The sequence below is a fragment of the Halorubrum sp. CBA1229 genome, from assembly GCF_003721435.2.
GTDB lineage: Archaea > Halobacteriota > Halobacteria > Halobacteriales > Haloferacaceae > Halorubrum.
On sequence record NZ_CP054585.1, the window covers coordinates 1,762,472 to 1,775,884 of the forward strand.

Genomic DNA, 13,413 nt, shown 5'->3' on the forward strand with positions numbered 1-13,413 from the left:
CGATGATATCCCCCGATACACTCGTTCGGCACGAACTCGTCGGCCTCCCGGTTCGGGTGGCCGACGCCGCCAGCGACGCCCACGTGGGCATCGCCGGCCGCGTGCTGTCCGAGACGTTCGGTACCCTCGTGGTCCGAACGCCGTCGGGGGACAAACGCGTGCCCAAGTCGGGCGCGACGTTGGAGTTCGCGGTCGTCGATGTCCCGACCGTCCGCACAGATGAAGCCGCCGGCGACGCGCAGTCGTCGGGGTCCGCGTCCCAACTCGGGTCGGATACTACGGGGGTCCGCCCCCGTCAGTCTGGCCCGTCCGGGTCCACAAGCGTCGTCACCGGTGACGGCGCGGGTCCGGCGAGCCACCGCGGCGAGTGCAAAGACGCGGTCTACGTAACGGTGGATGGCGATCGGTTGCGGCATCGACCCGCCGAACGCACCGAACGAGGTGTCACACAATGGCGATAGGAATCGACGTACCCACGCCTCCGGAGCCAGACAACCCGGAGGATTACGACTACGAGAAGTGCCCGTTCTACGGGCAGCTCTCCGTCCGCGGCCAGACCCGTGAGGGAACGGTCGTGTCGACGGATATGGAAAAGACCGTCATCGTCGAGCGAGAATACGACGTGTTCGTACCGAAATACGACCGGTACATGAAGCGTCGCTCGCGCATCCCGGCTCACGTGCCGGGCGTGCTCGACTCGCTCGAAGTCGGTGACGAAGTGACGATCGCGGAGACGCGACCGCTCTCGAAGACGAAGTCCCACGTCGTCGTCGAGAACCTGTCGGGTGATCAGTGATGGAGGCGCTCAAGGCCGACGTCACGCAGGGCCTCTCGAAGGGCTCGCTCATCACGTGCGCCGACAACACCGGCGCCCGTGAGCTGAAGGTGATCTCCGTCGCCGGCTACTCCGGCACGAAGAACCGCCACCCGAAGGCAGGTATCGGCGACAAGGTGACCGTCTCGGTCACCAAGGGGACCCCGGAGATGCGGCGGCAGGTGCTGGAGGCGGTCGTCGTCCGCCAGCGCAAGCCGATCCGCCGTCCGAGCGGGACCCGCGTGAAGTTCGAGGACAACGCGGCCGTCATCATCGACGACCTCGAGGAGCCGCGGGGCACCGAGATCAAGGGCCCCGTCGCCCGCGAGGTCGCCGAACGATTCGGGAGCATCGCCTCGACCGCGACGATGATCGTCTAATCATGACGAAACAGCCACGCAAACAGCGAAAACGGTCGGAGACCGCGCCGCTCCACGAGCGGCAGAACCAGGTCCGGGCCACCCTCACGGACGACCTCCGCGAGGAGTACGGACAGCGCAACGTCCGCGTCAACGCCGGCGACACCGTCGAGGTGCTCCGGGGCGACGCGGCCGGGACGGAGGCGGAAGTCGTCGCCGTCGACCTGTCCGCGGAACGGATCACCGTCGAGGACGTCACCGTCGAGAAGGCGGACGGGGAGGAGGTTCCCCGTCCCATCCCGGCGAGCAACGTCCGGGTGATCGAACTGGACCTGGAGGACGAACGCCGGGAGGCGCGGCTCCAGGAGGATAACGAATGACGCGACATCAGAAGCGACTGGCAGTACCGAACTCCTGGCCGGTCGAGCGCAAGACCAACACGTTCACCGTCAAGGCCGGCGCCGGCCCGCACGGTGAGGCGGGCGTTCCGCTCGTCGTCCTGCTGCGGGACGTGCTCGGTTACGTCGACTCGACGAAGGAGGCGCGCTACGCGCTGAACAACGACTCGGTCCTCGTCAACGGGGACGCGGTGTCGGACGAGCAGCGTCCGATCGGGATGTTCGACATCCTGGCGTTCTCCGAGCGCGGGGAGTTCTTCCGCGTCTTCCCCGACGAGGGCGGTCGGCTCGCGCTGACCTCCGTCGACGAGGAGGCCGCGGGCAGCCGGCTCGGGAAGATCACGAACAAGTCGGTCGTCCCCGGCGGCGCCGTCCAGCTGACGCTCCACGACGGGACGAACGTGCGCGTCGACGCCGACGCGCCGTACGACACCAAGGACTCGATCGTCATCGACAACGAGTCCAAGGAGATCGTCGCCCACTTCGAGTACGAGGAGGGCGCGCTCGTCACCGCCGTCGCCGGCCAGCACGCCGGTCGGATCGGCGAGGTCGACGACATCGACGTGACGCTCGGCTCGGGCTCGAACACCGTCTACGTCGCCGACGACGGCGACGGCTACGAGACGGTCGAGGAGTACCTCGTCGTCATCGACGAGAACTTCACCGGCGACGACGCCGAGGAGACGGGTGATTCGGATGAGTGAAGCCGAAAGCGCCTCACACGAGATGCGCGAGCCGTACCTCGAGAAGGTCGTCGTCCATATGGGCGTCGGGGAGGGCGGTGAGCCGCTCGCCGACGCCGAGGAGATCATCGAGGAGATCACGGACCAGCAGTCGGTCCGGACCACCTCAAAGCGCACCATCGCCGAGTTCGGGATCCGCAAGGGCGACCCGATCGGCGTCAAGGTGACGCTGCGGGGCGAGGACGCACACGAGTTCCTCGCGACCGCGCTCGACACCGTCGACGTCTCTCAGAGCCAGTTCGACGACACGGGCAACCTGAGCTTCGGGGTCGAGGACCACACCGACTTCCCGAGCCAGGAGTACAACCCCAACATCGGTATCTACGGGCTCGACGTGACGACGACGATCGTCCGGCCCGGCTACCGCGTGTCGAAGCGGGACAAGGCGACCGCATCGATCCCGGAGAAACACCGGATGACAGCCGAGGACGCGGCCGCGTTCCTCGAAACGAACTTCGACGTAGAGGTAACGGAATGAGCGAAGCGAACAACGACACGGGCGAGCACGCGGCGAAGCGCACCAGCACCCGGCACACCTGCCGGCGGTGCGACCGCGAGCAGGGGCTTGTCGGCAAGTACGACATCAACCTCTGCAGGCAGTGTTTCCGCGAGGTCGCCCGAGACATGGGATTCGAGAAGTACAGCTGATCATGACAGGAAACGATCCATTCACCAACGCGCTCGCCGGCATGGACAACGCCGAGAGCGTTGGCCACCTGTCGTACACGGTTGAGCCCGCCTCCAACATCATCGGCTCCGTCCTCGAGGTCCTCTACGACCGCGGGTACGTCGACGGCTTCGAGTACGTCGACGACGGGAAGGCCGGGAAGTTCGAGGTCGAACTGAAAGGCGCGATCAACGAGTGTGGCGCCGTCAAGCCCCGCTACTCCGCGGGCGCGGACGAGTTCGAGAAGTGGGAGAAGCGGTACCTCCCCGCCCGTGACTACGGGACGCTCATCGTCACGACGAGCCACGGCGTCATGAGCCACTACGAGGCCCGCGAAGAGGGCATCGGCGGCCAAGTGATCGCATACGTCTACTAATAATGAACAGAGTCGAAATCGAGATTCCGGACGACGTCTCCGCCGAGACCGACCACCTCGAACTCACCGTCGAGGGTCCCAACGGGAGCGTCACGCGACGCCTCTGGTACCCCGACGTCGAGGTCACGGTCGAGGACGGTGTCGTCGCGATCGCTTCCGAGAACGAGGACGCGAAGACGAACGCCACGGTCGGCACCTTCGAGAGCCACGTCGCTAACATGATCCACGGCGTCACCGACGGATGGGAGTACACGATGGAAGTGTACTACGCCCACTTCCCGATGCAGGTGACCGTGGAGGGCGACGAGGTCGTCATCGAGAACTTCCTCGGCGAGCGAGCACAGCGACGCACCCCGATCCGCGGGGACACGGACGTACAGGTCGACGGCGAGACGGTCACGCTCTCGGGCTCCGACAAGGAGGCCGTGGGGCAGACCGCCGCCGACATCGAACAGCTGACGAAGGTGACCGACAAGGACACGCGCGTCTTCCAGGACGGCGTGTACATCGTCGAGAAGCCCACCGGAGGTGCCTAACCAATGGCCGAAGAACTGGAAGACATCAGCGGTGTCGGTCCCTCGAAGGCGGACGCCCTTCGCGAGGCCGGCTACGAGACGGTCGAGGACGTGAAGGCCGCCTCCCAGTCGGAGCTCTCCGAGGTCGACGGCGTCGGCAACGCGCTCGCAGCGCGTATCAAGGCCGACGTCGGCGGACTGGAGGTCGACGAGGAGGCGGACGCGGAGATCGAAGACGAGACGGAAGAGGAGGAGGAGGCCGACGAGGCCGCCGCCGACGAGGACGTCGAGACGGAGCTTCGCCCCCGCGGTCACGCCGATAAGACGCCGGAACTGGACGACGAGACCGCTCGCGCGCTCGCACAGAAGCACCGCGAGGGGAAACCGCAGTTCAACCGGCAGGACTACCACAAGAAAAAGCGGATCCCGACGTCGTGGCGCAAGCCGCGCGGCGGGCTCTCCAAGCAGCGCCGCCGCATGAAGGCGAAGGGCCCCGTCGTCGAGGCGGGCTTCCGCTCGCCGAAGGCGTCGCGCGACCTGCACCCGAGCGGCTTCGAGGAGGTCCGCGTGCATAACACGGACGACCTCGAGGGCGTCGACGGCGACACGCAGGCCGTGCGGATCGCCTCGAAGGTCGGCGGTCGCAAGCGCGAACTGATCGAAGACGAGGCGGAGGAGCGCGAGATCCGCGTGCTGAACCCGACCTACGTCGAAGTGGAGGTCGACGACGATGAGTGACCTGAAAGCACAGAAGCGGCTCGCAGCGGACGAGTTAGACGTCGGCAAGGGCCGCGTCTGGCTCGACCCCGAGGCACAGGAGGAGATCGAGGACGCCATCACCCGCGAGGACGTCCGCGAGCTCATCGAGCAGGGCACGATCCGCGCGAAGGACGCGAAGACGAACTCCCGCGGTCAGGCCCGCGAGCGCGCCGCGAAGCGCTCGTACGGACACAAGTCGGGCGCCGGTACCCGGAAGGGGAAGTCCGGCGCGCGACAGAACACGAAGGACGACTGGAAGGCGCGGATCCGCGCGATGCGGGCCCGCCTGAAGGAGCTCCGCGACGACGAGGACGTGCTCGACGCCACGGAATACCGCACGCTCTACAACAAGGCGAGCGGCGGCGAGTTCGAGGACGTCGCGCGGCTGGAGGCGTACATCCAGACGCAGTACGGTTACGAGGTGACAGAGTAATGGCGACAGGACCACGATACAAGGTGCCGATGCGGCGCCGCCGCGAGGTCCGGACGGATTACCATCAGAGGTTGCGCCTGCTGAAATCGGGCAAGCCTCGCCTGGTCGCCCGGGTGAGCAACGCTCACGTCAGGGCGCAGCTGGTGACTCCCGGATCCGACGGCGACGAGACCCACGCGGCCGCCTCCAGCGAGGAGCTCGGCGAGTACGGCTGGGACGCCCCCACGGGCAACCTCCCCAGCGCGTACCTCACCGGCTACCTCGCGGGCGCCCGCGCAGTCGACGCCGGCCTCGACGAGGCCGTCCTCGACATCGGGCTCAACACGGCGACGCCCGGCAACAAGACGTTCGCAGTACAGGAAGGAGCGATCGACGCCGGTCTCGAAATCCCGCACAACGACGGCGTGCTGGCCGACTGGTCGCGTACGCGAGGCGAGCACATCGCCGCGTACGACGAGCAGCTCGACGAGCCGCTGTACAGCGGCGAGTTCGACGCGGCCGACGTACCCGAGCACTTCGACGACGTGCTCGCGACAATCCAGGAGGACCATGAGTAGACACAACGACGGCTGGGAACCGCGGACGCGACTCGGCCGCAAGGTACAGAACGGCGACATCTCGTCGATGGAACAGGCGCTCGACTCCGGTCTCCCGATGAAGGAGGCGGAGATCGTCGACCAGCTCCTCCCGGGGCTGGAAGACGAGGTGCTGGACATCAACATGGTCCAGCGCATGACCGACTCCGGCCGCCGCGTGAAGTTCCGCTGCGTGGTCGCCGTGGGCAACCGCGACGGCTACCTCGGCTACGCGCAGGCCCGGGACGACCAGGTCGGCGGCGCCATCCAGAAGGCGATCGACGTCGCGAAGCTGAACATCATCAAGGTGGACCGCGGCTCCGGGTCCTGGGAGGACCAGCCCGGCGGCACGAACTCCCTGACCCGGACGGCGAAGGGGAAGGCCGGCTCCGTCACCGTCGAGATCAAGCCCGCCCCGCAGGGGCTGGGCCTCGCGGCCGCGGAGACGGTCCGGAACATCTTGGAGCTCGCCGGCGTCGAAGACGCCTGGACGAACTCCGACGGCAACACCCGCACCACCGTCAACCTCGCGAAGGCGACGTTCAACGCCTTGGAGAACGCGGCGCAGTCCCGCACTCCGCAGCACGCGCGCGAAGTGCACTACGACGAGGTGAGCGAGTGATGCAGGCGATCGTGCAGCTCCGCGGCGACGTCAACCTCGAGTACGGCGTCGAGGACACGCTCGACATGCTGAACGTCGGGCGCGTCAACCACGCGACGTTCGTCCCCGAGACGGACTCGTACCGCGGCATGATCACCAAGGTGAACGACGTCGTCGCGTTCGGGGAACCGAGCGTCGACGCGGTCGCGGCCACTATCGCGCGACGCGGCGATCCCCTCGAGGGCTCCGCCGACATCGACGACGAGTGGATCGACGACAACACCGACTACGCCGACCTGGAGGCGCTGGCGGAGGCGCTCGTCGCCGAGGAGACGAGCCTGCGCGAGCAGGGGCTCTCCCCGACGCTGCGACTCCACGCCCCCCGCGGCGGTCACGAGGGCATCAAACACCCCGTGATCGAGGGCGGCGAGCTCGGCAAACACACGACCGAGGAGATCGACAGTCTCCTGGAGGCGATGCGATGACGAGCAAGAAACGTCGACAGCGCGGATCCAGAACGCACGGCGGCGGAACGCACAAGAACCGGCGCGGCGCCGGTCACCGCGGCGGCCGCGGCGCGGCCGGCCGCGCGAAACACGAGTTCCACAACTACGGCCCGCTCGGCAAGTACGGATTCAAGCGCCCCGAGGACGCGCAGACGGAGGTCCTCGAGGTCAAGGTCCAGAAGCTCGACGAGGACGCGGCGCTGTACGCCGCGGAGGGCCTCGCCGAGGAGGACGGCGACGCCTACGTGGTCGACGCGCGCGACGTCGTCGACGACGGCCACGACGCCGATGTCGTGAAGGTGCTCGGCGGCGGACAGGTCCGCCGCGAGCTCCGCGTCACGGCCGACGCGTTCACCGCCGGCGCGGTCGAACTGATCGAGGAGGCGGGCGGCGAGGCGACGCTCTCCGAGCGCGCCGAGGCCGCTGCCGAATCAGAAAACACTTCAGACGACGAGACTGACGAGGCGTAATCATGAGCTGGAAGGAGGCCGCCGAACCGGTGCTCTCGCGGATGCCCGTCGTGGAGCGACCGGCGGGTCACGTCCCGTTCAGACGGAAGCTCACGTGGACGGCCGGCATCCTCATCGTCTACTTCTTCCTGACCAACATCAACCCGTTCGGGCTGGCCGTCGGTCAGGGGTCTGACTTCTTCGGGCAGTTCCGGTCGGTGCTCGCCGGATCGTCCGGCTCGCTGTTGCAGGTCGGTATCGGACCGATCGTCACGGCGTCCATCGTCCTCCAGCTGTTGGGCGGTGCGAACCTGCTGGGACTCGACACCGACGACCCGCGCGACCAGGTGCTCTACCAGGGCCTCCAGAAGCTGCTGGTGGTAATCGTCACGGCCCTGACGGCCGCGCCGATGGTGTTCACCGGCCAGTTCCTGCCCGCGGATCCGGCCGTCGGACAGGCGCTCGGTATCGGGACGTTCGGCGTCAAGTCGCTGATATTCGTCCAGATCTTCGTCGGCGGCGTCCTCCTTCTGTTCATGGACGAGATCGTGAGCAAGTGGGGCGTCGGCTCCGGCGTCGGGCTGTTCATCATCGCGGCGGTGAGCCAGCAGATCGTCGGCGGCTTCTTCAGCTTCTCCGCGCTCGGCGCGCGCGGCTTCTTCGCGAACTGGTACGCGATCGCGACGGGCGGCACCCAGCTCGGGTCGCCGTTCACGTCGGCCGGACTCGAGTCGCTGCTGTTCGCGCCGGGGAACATCCTCGCGCTGTTCACGACGGTGTTCATCTTCGGGATCGTCGTCTACGCGGAGTCGGTCCGCGTCGAGATCCCGCTCTCGCACGCCCGCGTGAAGGGCGCCCGCGGCCGCTTCCCGGTGAAGCTCATCTACGCGTCCGTCCTGCCGATGATCCTCGTCCGGGCGCTGCAGGCGAACATCCAGTTCGTCGGGCAGCTCCTCTCCTCGCAGTGGGCGGGGATGCCGGCGTGGCTCGGCGTGTACGGCGAGCAGGGACAGCCCACGTCCGGGCTGTTCTACTACCTGAACCCCATCCAGCAGCCGGAGCAGTGGATGTGGTTCCGCGGCGCGGCGACCGGCGAACCGTGGATGATCGCGGTCCGGCTCGCGATCGACCTCACGTTCATGATCGTCGGCGGAGCGATCTTCGCCATCTTCTGGGTCGAGACCACCGGGATGGGCCCGGAGGCGACCGCGAAGCAGATCCAGAACTCCGGGATGCAGATCCCCGGCTTCCGACGGAACCCGCAGGTCGTAGAGAAGGTGATGGAGCGGTACATCCCACAGGTGACCGTCATCGGGGGCGCCCTCGTCGGGTTCCTCGCCGTGATGGCGAACCTGCTCGGCACTATTGGACAGGTCTCCGGAACCGGGCTGCTGCTCGCGGTCTCTATCACGTACAAGCTGTACGAGGAGATCGCCGAGGAGCAGCTGATGGAGATGCATCCGATGATGCGCCAGATGTTCGGGAACGAGTAGCGACCGTTCCCGCTTCTCGCGGTCTTTTATTACCGCCTTCGCAGCTACCGCTCCGTCGAGCGGACTCGCTCCGCGACGGCGTCGAGCGTCTCGAACTCCTCGCTCGAGTACGCGATAACCCGGACGTCGGTCAGCGTCGTCGGATCGTGTGCCTCGATCGCTTCGCAGACGGTCTCGGCACCCGCCTCGAACCCGAGCCCGGCGGCGCCGGTACCGAGCACCGGAATCACGAGCGACTCGCAGCCGAGCTCCTCGGCGGTCGCCAGCGCGTTCCGCGTCGCCTCGCGGACGCTCTCCTCGGTCGCCAGCCCGTCGCCGTAGTGCGGCATCGCCGCGGCGTGGATCACGTGGTCGGCGTCCAGCTCGTACGCGTCGGTGACGGCGACCCCACCGAGCTCGACGGGCCCCTTCGAGACGGCGGCCTCGTTTATTGGGCCGCCCGCGTTTCGACGAAGCGCGCCGGCGACGCCGCTCCCCATCCGCAGGCTGGTTCCGGCGGCGTTCGCGAGCGCGTCCGCGCGCTGTTCGGCGATGTCGCCGCGGGTCACGTCGAACTCCATATCGTGGCGGTTTCGACGCCGATCCGGTAAACGCTGACGGGGGCACCCGTCTGAGGGCGGGCGGGCCACCCCGCTCCGAGAGACTGCCCCGTGAGTAACCCCTATTACGTTCTGGGGGTTACGACGCGACATGACGATCGTTCGACGGCGCGGTCGGGAATCGACCGCCACGGGAGGCGATCCGCCGTGAGTCACCACCTCGACGAGATCGATCGACAGATCATTCACGCGCTGATGTCGGACGCGAGGAACACCTCCGCGCCGATGATCGCGGAGGACATGAACGTCTCCGCGGGGACGGTCCGGAACCGGATCGAGCGTCTCGAGGAGGCGGGCGTCATCCGCGGCTACACGGCGATCGTCGACTTCGAGCAGGCCGGCGGACGGCTCACCTCGGTGTTCATGTGTACCGTTCCCGCGGACGAGCGGGAGCGACTGGCGCTGGCGGCCCGATCCATTCCGGGGGTGATCAACGTCCGCGTACTGATGGCCGGCCGCCGTGACCTGCAGGTGGTCGCGGTCGGCGAGGAGACGAGCGACCTCCGGGAGATCGCGCGCGCGCTCTCCGGGCTTGACATCCGCATCGAGGACGAGGAACTGCTCCAGACGGAGCTACACACCCCGTACTCTCGGTTCCTCGACGACGGCTCCAAACAGTCCGTGGTCACCGACACCGTCACGCTCGCGGACGGGACCGCCGTCATCGAGGTGTGCGTCACCGATGACGCGCCGATCGTCGGCCGCTCTCCGTCGGAGGCCCGCGACGACGGGCTCCTGTCGAGCGACACCATCGTGACGTCGATCGAGCGCGACGGGTCGATCATCCATCCGGTCGACGACGCGACGGTCCGGCCGAACGACGTGGTGACCGTGCTTCCAAAGGAGTCGTCAGAGGAGGAGGTCCTCGAAGCGTTCCTCGCCGACGAGGACGAGACCCCGCCGGCGACGTCGTGAGTCTCTCCGTTTTTTCACTCCGGGCGGTCTACCCTGAGCCATGGCAGACACGATCCTCGTTCCGATCGAACTCCCGGATCCGGAGCCGCTGTCGTCGGTGTTGATCGAGGACCTGGCCTCGCTCTCGGTCGTGGTGCTCGGCCACTACGACCTCCCCGAGCAGACGCCGGCCAGCTCGGCCCGCGACCAGTTCGGTGAGGCGGCACAGGCGACGCTCGACGAGGTCGCCGAGGCGTTCGCCGACGCCGGCGCGGCCGTCCGGACGCGACTGGTGTTCGGGAAGGATCGAGCGGCCGCGATCCGGCAGGTCGCGACAGAGGAAGGGTGTGCCGCAGAGCTCGATCCCGCCCCGACAGAGGGGATCGGTCGAATTCTCGTGCCGCTCCCCGACGTCGCCGAGTTCGACCGGCTCCCGAGGTTCATCCGGGTGCTGAGCGAGGACTCCACCAAGCGGATCACCCTGTTCCACGTCGTCGAGGGCGAGGAGTCACGGGAACGGGGCGAGTCCATCGTCGCGGAGACCCGCGAGCGCCTCGTCGCGGACGGGTTCGATTCCGCGTCCGTCGACACGCTGGTCGTCGAGGGCGACGAACACGACGAGGAGATCCTCCGGGTCGCGGCCGGGTACGACGCGGTCGTGATGTACGAGCCGGAGTCCCGTCTCGGCGACCGCCTGTTCGGATCGCTGGCGGACCGGATCGCGGACGAGACCGGCGACCCGGTGATCCTCGTCAACCGAGACTACTGACTCGGTCTCGGCTGTCGACCCGACCGCTCCGCTCGCCGGATCCGATCACTTCGGCTCGGTCGCGGTGATCCCATCGTCGTCTTCCCCGCGACGGGCCCGGAGGATCGTTCCGACCGCGCCGGTCCGATCGGTCCGCGACCGCCCGTACGCGAGGTACACGAGGGCGCTCCCGACGATGATCCCGACCGCCCCGAGAATGGGCACCGTCCCCATCTGCGTGAGTAGGCCGATCCCCGCGACGAAGCCGAACAGCTGGACGAACGGGTAGCCGGGCGCCGTGAACTCCGGATCGTAGGAGGGGACGTCGGCCACGCGGAAGGCGACCAACGCCATGTTCTCGAACGAGAAGACGAGGATCTGGAACGCGCTCGCCAGTTTCGCCAGCTCGATCACCGGGACGAACGCGATGAGCAGCAGCAGCACGACGCCGGTGATCAGCACGGAGTTCCGCGGGGTCTTGAACCGCCGGTCGATGGTCCGGAGCGCGGGCGGCAGGAGGTCGTCGCGGCTCATCGCGAGCGGGAACCGCGAGGAGGAGAGCACGCCGGCGTTGGCCATGCTTGTGAGCGCGACGACGGCGATCACGGAGATGAACAGCACCCCGGCGCCACCGAGGAGGGCGCCCGCTCCGTCGGCCATCGGCGTGAGCGACGCCGTCCCGCCCGGGCCGCCCGTCGTCAGCGTCTCCGGGTCGCTGAGACCGATGATCGCGCCGACCACGCCGATGTAGAGGACCGTCATGATACCCATGGAGCCGAGCATGGCGCGCGGGAGGTTCGTTCCGGGGTCTTTCACCTCTTCGGCGACGCTCGCGACCTTCGTCACGCCCGCGTACGAGACGAAGACGAACGCGGCGGCCGTGACGACGCCGCCGCTTCCGTGCGTCGTGAAGGGCGAGTATCGAGCGGTGTCGGCGACGAACCCCGCGTTGACGACGTACGCGAGCAGCCCCGCGATGACCAGCGTGACGATGACAGCCTGTATCTGGCCGCTCATTTTCGTCCCCGAGACGTTCAGCGCGACGACGAGGACCGCCAGTGCCAGCGCGACGTACACCACCGCGCCCTGAGAGAGCGGCGCGAACAGCAGCAGGTACGCGCCGAGACCGACGAGCGCGAACGAGCTCTTGAACACCAGCGAGAACCACGCCCCGATCCCGGCGACCGTCCCGAGCAGCGGACCCAGCGCCCGGTCGATGTAGAGGTACGTCCCGCCGGACTCCGGCATCGCCGTCGCCATCTCGGCCTTCGACAGCGCGGCCGGCAACACGACGAGCGCGGCCAGCACGTACGCCAGGATCACCCCCGGGCCGGCCTTCTTATACCCCAACGCCGGCAGCACGAAGATCCCGCTCCCGATCATCGCACCCATGCTGATCATCATCGTCGGGTACAACCCGAGATTTCGGTCCAAATCGTGCTGGCCCATTCGTCTGTCTCCCCGTAACGGCCGTTCCGGTTTATCACCTTCGGGATGCCCAACATAACCGCCGTCGAATTGCGTATTCAGAAGACAAAAGCCGCTTCGGTCGGTGACTACGATTCGCCGCGTCGGTAGTCGATGTCGTCGCCGTCTTCGTCTTTCTCCTCGCTGCCGTCTTCGTGCGTCTCTTCGACCTTCTCTTCCACCTTCTCACCGACCGTCTCTTCGACGGTCTTTTCGACGGTTTCCTCGACTTTCTCGCCGACGGTCTCTTCGACCTTCTCGCCGACGGTCTCTTCGACCTTCTCGCCGACGGTTTTCTCGACCGTCTCCTCGACGGTCTTTTCGACGGTTTCCTCGACCTTCTCGCCGACGGTCTCTTCGACCTTCTCGCCGACCGCCTCTTCGACGGTCTTCTCGACGGTTTCGCCGACCGTCTCCTCGACTTTGCCCGTCACCTCTTCGCTGACGGTGTCACTGACGTCGTCGGCGACCTCGCTGACCTCCTTGTTGACCGTCTCGCCGACCGTCTTCTCGACTTCCTTGCTCACGGTTTCGCCGACGCTCTTTTCGACCTCTTTGCTGACAGTGTCGCCGACGGTTTTCTGGACTTCCTTGTTGACGGTGTCGCCGACGGTTTTCTGGACTTCCTTGTTGACGGTGTCGCCGACGCTCTTCTCGACTTCCTTGCCGACCTGGTCGGCGACCTCCCGCGTCATCCAGTCGGGGTCGAATCGGGCCATCTTCCAGACGACGTGGACCACGTAGGAGGCGAACACCCCGATCCCGAACGCCACGCCGACGTTGTTCGCGTTCAGCGTCGCGATGAGCACGATCGACAGGACGATCAGCGCGCCGTACGCGAGGTCGGTGAGCGCGTCGACGCGGGCCGGACTCACCATCGCCGGCCCTCCTCCGCGGTCGCGTTGCGGTCTCGATTGAGCGTAGCGTGCATTAGTGTGTGTACCTATCGGCGGTGAGGGGCTAAAAGCCCCGATTCGCGGCGACACCGATGGGGCCCGGGCTCGTCGGGGATCACCG

The 13,413-nt window shown here is 67.2% G+C and carries 21 protein-coding genes; 18 read left to right on the top strand and 3 right to left on the bottom strand.

Going from position 1 to position 13,413, the window contains the following annotated elements; translation table 11 throughout:
• The first annotated feature begins 2 nt into the window (after window positions 1-2).
• The 16 genes from Hrr1229_RS08700 to secY are packed head-to-tail and all read left to right on the top strand — an operon-like array spanning window position 3 to window position 8,688.
• The gene (locus tag Hrr1229_RS08700; protein WP_123113268.1) at window positions 3-461 is read left to right on the top strand and encodes a ribonuclease P protein component 1; all 459 of its coding nucleotides are present in this window, start codon (window positions 3-5) and stop codon (window positions 459-461) included.
• Window positions 452-796: a 30S ribosomal protein S17 gene (locus tag Hrr1229_RS08705; protein WP_123113267.1), complete on the top strand. Its 345-nt coding sequence runs from the start codon at window positions 452-454 to the stop codon at window positions 794-796. The genes Hrr1229_RS08700 and Hrr1229_RS08705 overlap by 10 nt, the downstream gene beginning before the upstream one ends.
• Window positions 796-1,194, top strand: coding sequence for a 50S ribosomal protein L14 (locus tag Hrr1229_RS08710; RefSeq protein WP_094521931.1), 399 nt, complete (start codon window positions 796-798; stop codon window positions 1,192-1,194). The genes Hrr1229_RS08705 and Hrr1229_RS08710 overlap by 1 nt, the downstream gene beginning before the upstream one ends.
• Window positions 1,195-1,196: 2 nt before the next feature.
• Window positions 1,197-1,553, top strand: coding sequence for a 50S ribosomal protein L24 (gene rplX / locus Hrr1229_RS08715; RefSeq protein WP_123113266.1), 357 nt, complete (start codon window positions 1,197-1,199; stop codon window positions 1,551-1,553).
• A complete protein-coding gene (locus Hrr1229_RS08720) occupies window positions 1,550-2,275 on the top strand; it encodes a 30S ribosomal protein S4e (protein ID WP_123113265.1) in 726 nt (241 codons plus the stop codon). Before rplX ends, Hrr1229_RS08720 begins: the two co-directional genes overlap by 4 nt.
• A complete protein-coding gene (locus Hrr1229_RS08725; protein ID WP_123113264.1) occupies window positions 2,268-2,792 on the top strand; it encodes a 50S ribosomal protein L5 in 525 nt (174 codons plus the stop codon). The genes Hrr1229_RS08720 and Hrr1229_RS08725 overlap by 8 nt, the downstream gene beginning before the upstream one ends.
• Window positions 2,789-2,962 carry a 30S ribosomal protein S14 gene (locus tag Hrr1229_RS08730; RefSeq protein ID WP_123113263.1) on the top strand — a complete coding sequence of 58 codons (174 nt, stop codon included), beginning with the start codon at window positions 2,789-2,791 and terminating at the stop codon, window positions 2,960-2,962. The genes Hrr1229_RS08725 and Hrr1229_RS08730 overlap by 4 nt, the downstream gene beginning before the upstream one ends.
• A 2-nt stretch (window positions 2,963-2,964) precedes the next feature.
• A complete protein-coding gene (locus Hrr1229_RS08735; protein ID WP_004047215.1) occupies window positions 2,965-3,357 on the top strand; it encodes a 30S ribosomal protein S8 in 393 nt (130 codons plus the stop codon).
• Between the two features lie 2 nt (window positions 3,358-3,359).
• Window positions 3,360-3,893 carry a 50S ribosomal protein L6 gene (locus Hrr1229_RS08740; RefSeq protein WP_123113262.1) on the top strand — a complete coding sequence of 178 codons (534 nt, stop codon included), beginning with the start codon at window positions 3,360-3,362 and terminating at the stop codon, window positions 3,891-3,893.
• 3 nt (window positions 3,894-3,896) lie between these two features.
• Entirely contained in the window at window positions 3,897-4,610 is a 714-nt protein-coding gene (locus tag Hrr1229_RS08745) for a 50S ribosomal protein L32e (protein WP_123113261.1), read from the top strand.
• Entirely contained in the window at window positions 4,603-5,064 is a 462-nt protein-coding gene (locus tag Hrr1229_RS08750; protein ID WP_123113260.1) for a 50S ribosomal protein L19e, read from the top strand. The genes Hrr1229_RS08745 and Hrr1229_RS08750 overlap by 8 nt, the downstream gene beginning before the upstream one ends.
• Window positions 5,064-5,621: a 50S ribosomal protein L18 gene (locus Hrr1229_RS08755; RefSeq protein WP_123113259.1), complete on the top strand. Its 558-nt coding sequence runs from the start codon at window positions 5,064-5,066 to the stop codon at window positions 5,619-5,621. Before Hrr1229_RS08750 ends, Hrr1229_RS08755 begins: the two co-directional genes overlap by 1 nt.
• Complete coding sequence (locus Hrr1229_RS08760) at window positions 5,614-6,261, top strand: 30S ribosomal protein S5 (protein ID WP_123113258.1); 648 nt, start codon at window positions 5,614-5,616, stop codon at window positions 6,259-6,261. The genes Hrr1229_RS08755 and Hrr1229_RS08760 overlap by 8 nt, the downstream gene beginning before the upstream one ends.
• Window positions 6,261-6,725 carry a 50S ribosomal protein L30 gene (locus tag Hrr1229_RS08765; protein ID WP_123113257.1) on the top strand — a complete coding sequence of 155 codons (465 nt, stop codon included), beginning with the start codon at window positions 6,261-6,263 and terminating at the stop codon, window positions 6,723-6,725. The genes Hrr1229_RS08760 and Hrr1229_RS08765 overlap by 1 nt, the downstream gene beginning before the upstream one ends.
• Window positions 6,722-7,216, top strand: a complete 495-nt coding sequence (locus Hrr1229_RS08770) for an uL15m family ribosomal protein (protein WP_092566238.1) — start codon at window positions 6,722-6,724, stop codon at window positions 7,214-7,216. The genes Hrr1229_RS08765 and Hrr1229_RS08770 overlap by 4 nt, the downstream gene beginning before the upstream one ends.
• A gap of 2 nt (window positions 7,217-7,218) precedes the next feature.
• Window positions 7,219-8,688 (top strand): preprotein translocase subunit SecY, encoded by a 1,470-nt coding sequence (secY, locus tag Hrr1229_RS08775; RefSeq protein ID WP_123113256.1) that lies wholly within the window; start codon window positions 7,219-7,221, stop codon window positions 8,686-8,688.
• A gap of 44 nt (window positions 8,689-8,732) precedes the next feature.
• On the opposite strand, the gene Hrr1229_RS08780 is transcribed toward secY, so the two are convergent.
• Window positions 8,733-9,248: a macro domain-containing protein gene (locus Hrr1229_RS08780; protein ID WP_123113255.1), complete on the bottom strand. Its 516-nt coding sequence runs from the start codon at window positions 9,246-9,248 to the stop codon at window positions 8,733-8,735.
• A 186-nt stretch (window positions 9,249-9,434) separates the two neighbouring features.
• Here Hrr1229_RS08780 and Hrr1229_RS08785 point away from each other — a divergent pair, with 186 nt between their 5' ends.
• Both Hrr1229_RS08785 and Hrr1229_RS08790 read left to right on the top strand, forming a co-directional pair.
• Window positions 9,435-10,202 (top strand): winged helix-turn-helix transcriptional regulator, encoded by a 768-nt coding sequence (locus Hrr1229_RS08785; RefSeq protein WP_123113254.1) that lies wholly within the window; start codon window positions 9,435-9,437, stop codon window positions 10,200-10,202.
• A gap of 40 nt (window positions 10,203-10,242) precedes the next feature.
• A complete protein-coding gene (locus Hrr1229_RS08790) occupies window positions 10,243-10,950 on the top strand; it encodes a universal stress protein (protein ID WP_123113253.1) in 708 nt (235 codons plus the stop codon).
• 45 nt (window positions 10,951-10,995) lie between these two features.
• Here the strand turns inward: Hrr1229_RS08790 and Hrr1229_RS08795 are convergent, their stop codons facing one another.
• Window positions 10,996-12,378, bottom strand: a complete 1,383-nt coding sequence (locus Hrr1229_RS08795; protein ID WP_123113252.1) for an APC family permease — start codon at window positions 12,376-12,378, stop codon at window positions 10,996-10,998.
• Between the two features lie 107 nt (window positions 12,379-12,485).
• Window positions 12,486-13,274 carry a hypothetical protein gene (locus Hrr1229_RS08800; RefSeq protein ID WP_123113251.1) on the bottom strand — a complete coding sequence of 263 codons (789 nt, stop codon included), beginning with the start codon at window positions 13,272-13,274 and terminating at the stop codon, window positions 12,486-12,488.
• Window positions 13,275-13,413 lie beyond the last annotated feature (139 nt).

Coding starts and splice junctions, on each gene's coding strand:
- Hrr1229_RS08780 (WP_123113255.1), bottom strand. CDS start 9,248: ATGGAGTTCGACGTGACCCGCGGCGACATCGCCGAACAGCGCGCGGAC.
- Hrr1229_RS08755 (WP_123113259.1), top strand. CDS start 5,064: ATGGCGACAGGACCACGATACAAGGTGCCGATGCGGCGCCGCCGCGAG.
- Hrr1229_RS08750 (WP_123113260.1), top strand. CDS start 4,603: ATGAGTGACCTGAAAGCACAGAAGCGGCTCGCAGCGGACGAGTTAGAC.
- Hrr1229_RS08725 (WP_123113264.1), top strand. CDS start 2,268: ATGAGTGAAGCCGAAAGCGCCTCACACGAGATGCGCGAGCCGTACCTC.
- Hrr1229_RS08730 (WP_123113263.1), top strand. CDS start 2,789: ATGAGCGAAGCGAACAACGACACGGGCGAGCACGCGGCGAAGCGCACC.
- Hrr1229_RS08790 (WP_123113253.1), top strand. CDS start 10,243: ATGGCAGACACGATCCTCGTTCCGATCGAACTCCCGGATCCGGAGCCG.
- Hrr1229_RS08800 (WP_123113251.1), bottom strand. CDS start 13,274: ATGGTGAGTCCGGCCCGCGTCGACGCGCTCACCGACCTCGCGTACGGC.
- Hrr1229_RS08770 (WP_092566238.1), top strand. CDS start 6,722: ATGACGAGCAAGAAACGTCGACAGCGCGGATCCAGAACGCACGGCGGC.
- Hrr1229_RS08710 (WP_094521931.1), top strand. CDS start 796: ATGGAGGCGCTCAAGGCCGACGTCACGCAGGGCCTCTCGAAGGGCTCG.
- Hrr1229_RS08700 (WP_123113268.1), top strand. CDS start 3: ATGATATCCCCCGATACACTCGTTCGGCACGAACTCGTCGGCCTCCCG.
- Hrr1229_RS08720 (WP_123113265.1), top strand. CDS start 1,550: ATGACGCGACATCAGAAGCGACTGGCAGTACCGAACTCCTGGCCGGTC.
- Hrr1229_RS08745 (WP_123113261.1), top strand. CDS start 3,897: ATGGCCGAAGAACTGGAAGACATCAGCGGTGTCGGTCCCTCGAAGGCG.
- Hrr1229_RS08795 (WP_123113252.1), bottom strand. CDS start 12,378: ATGGGCCAGCACGATTTGGACCGAAATCTCGGGTTGTACCCGACGATG.
- Hrr1229_RS08735 (WP_004047215.1), top strand. CDS start 2,965: ATGACAGGAAACGATCCATTCACCAACGCGCTCGCCGGCATGGACAAC.
- Hrr1229_RS08765 (WP_123113257.1), top strand. CDS start 6,261: ATGCAGGCGATCGTGCAGCTCCGCGGCGACGTCAACCTCGAGTACGGC.
- secY (WP_123113256.1), top strand. CDS start 7,219: ATGAGCTGGAAGGAGGCCGCCGAACCGGTGCTCTCGCGGATGCCCGTC.
- Hrr1229_RS08760 (WP_123113258.1), top strand. CDS start 5,614: ATGAGTAGACACAACGACGGCTGGGAACCGCGGACGCGACTCGGCCGC.
- Hrr1229_RS08705 (WP_123113267.1), top strand. CDS start 452: ATGGCGATAGGAATCGACGTACCCACGCCTCCGGAGCCAGACAACCCG.
- rplX (WP_123113266.1), top strand. CDS start 1,197: ATGACGAAACAGCCACGCAAACAGCGAAAACGGTCGGAGACCGCGCCG.
- Hrr1229_RS08740 (WP_123113262.1), top strand. CDS start 3,360: ATGAACAGAGTCGAAATCGAGATTCCGGACGACGTCTCCGCCGAGACC.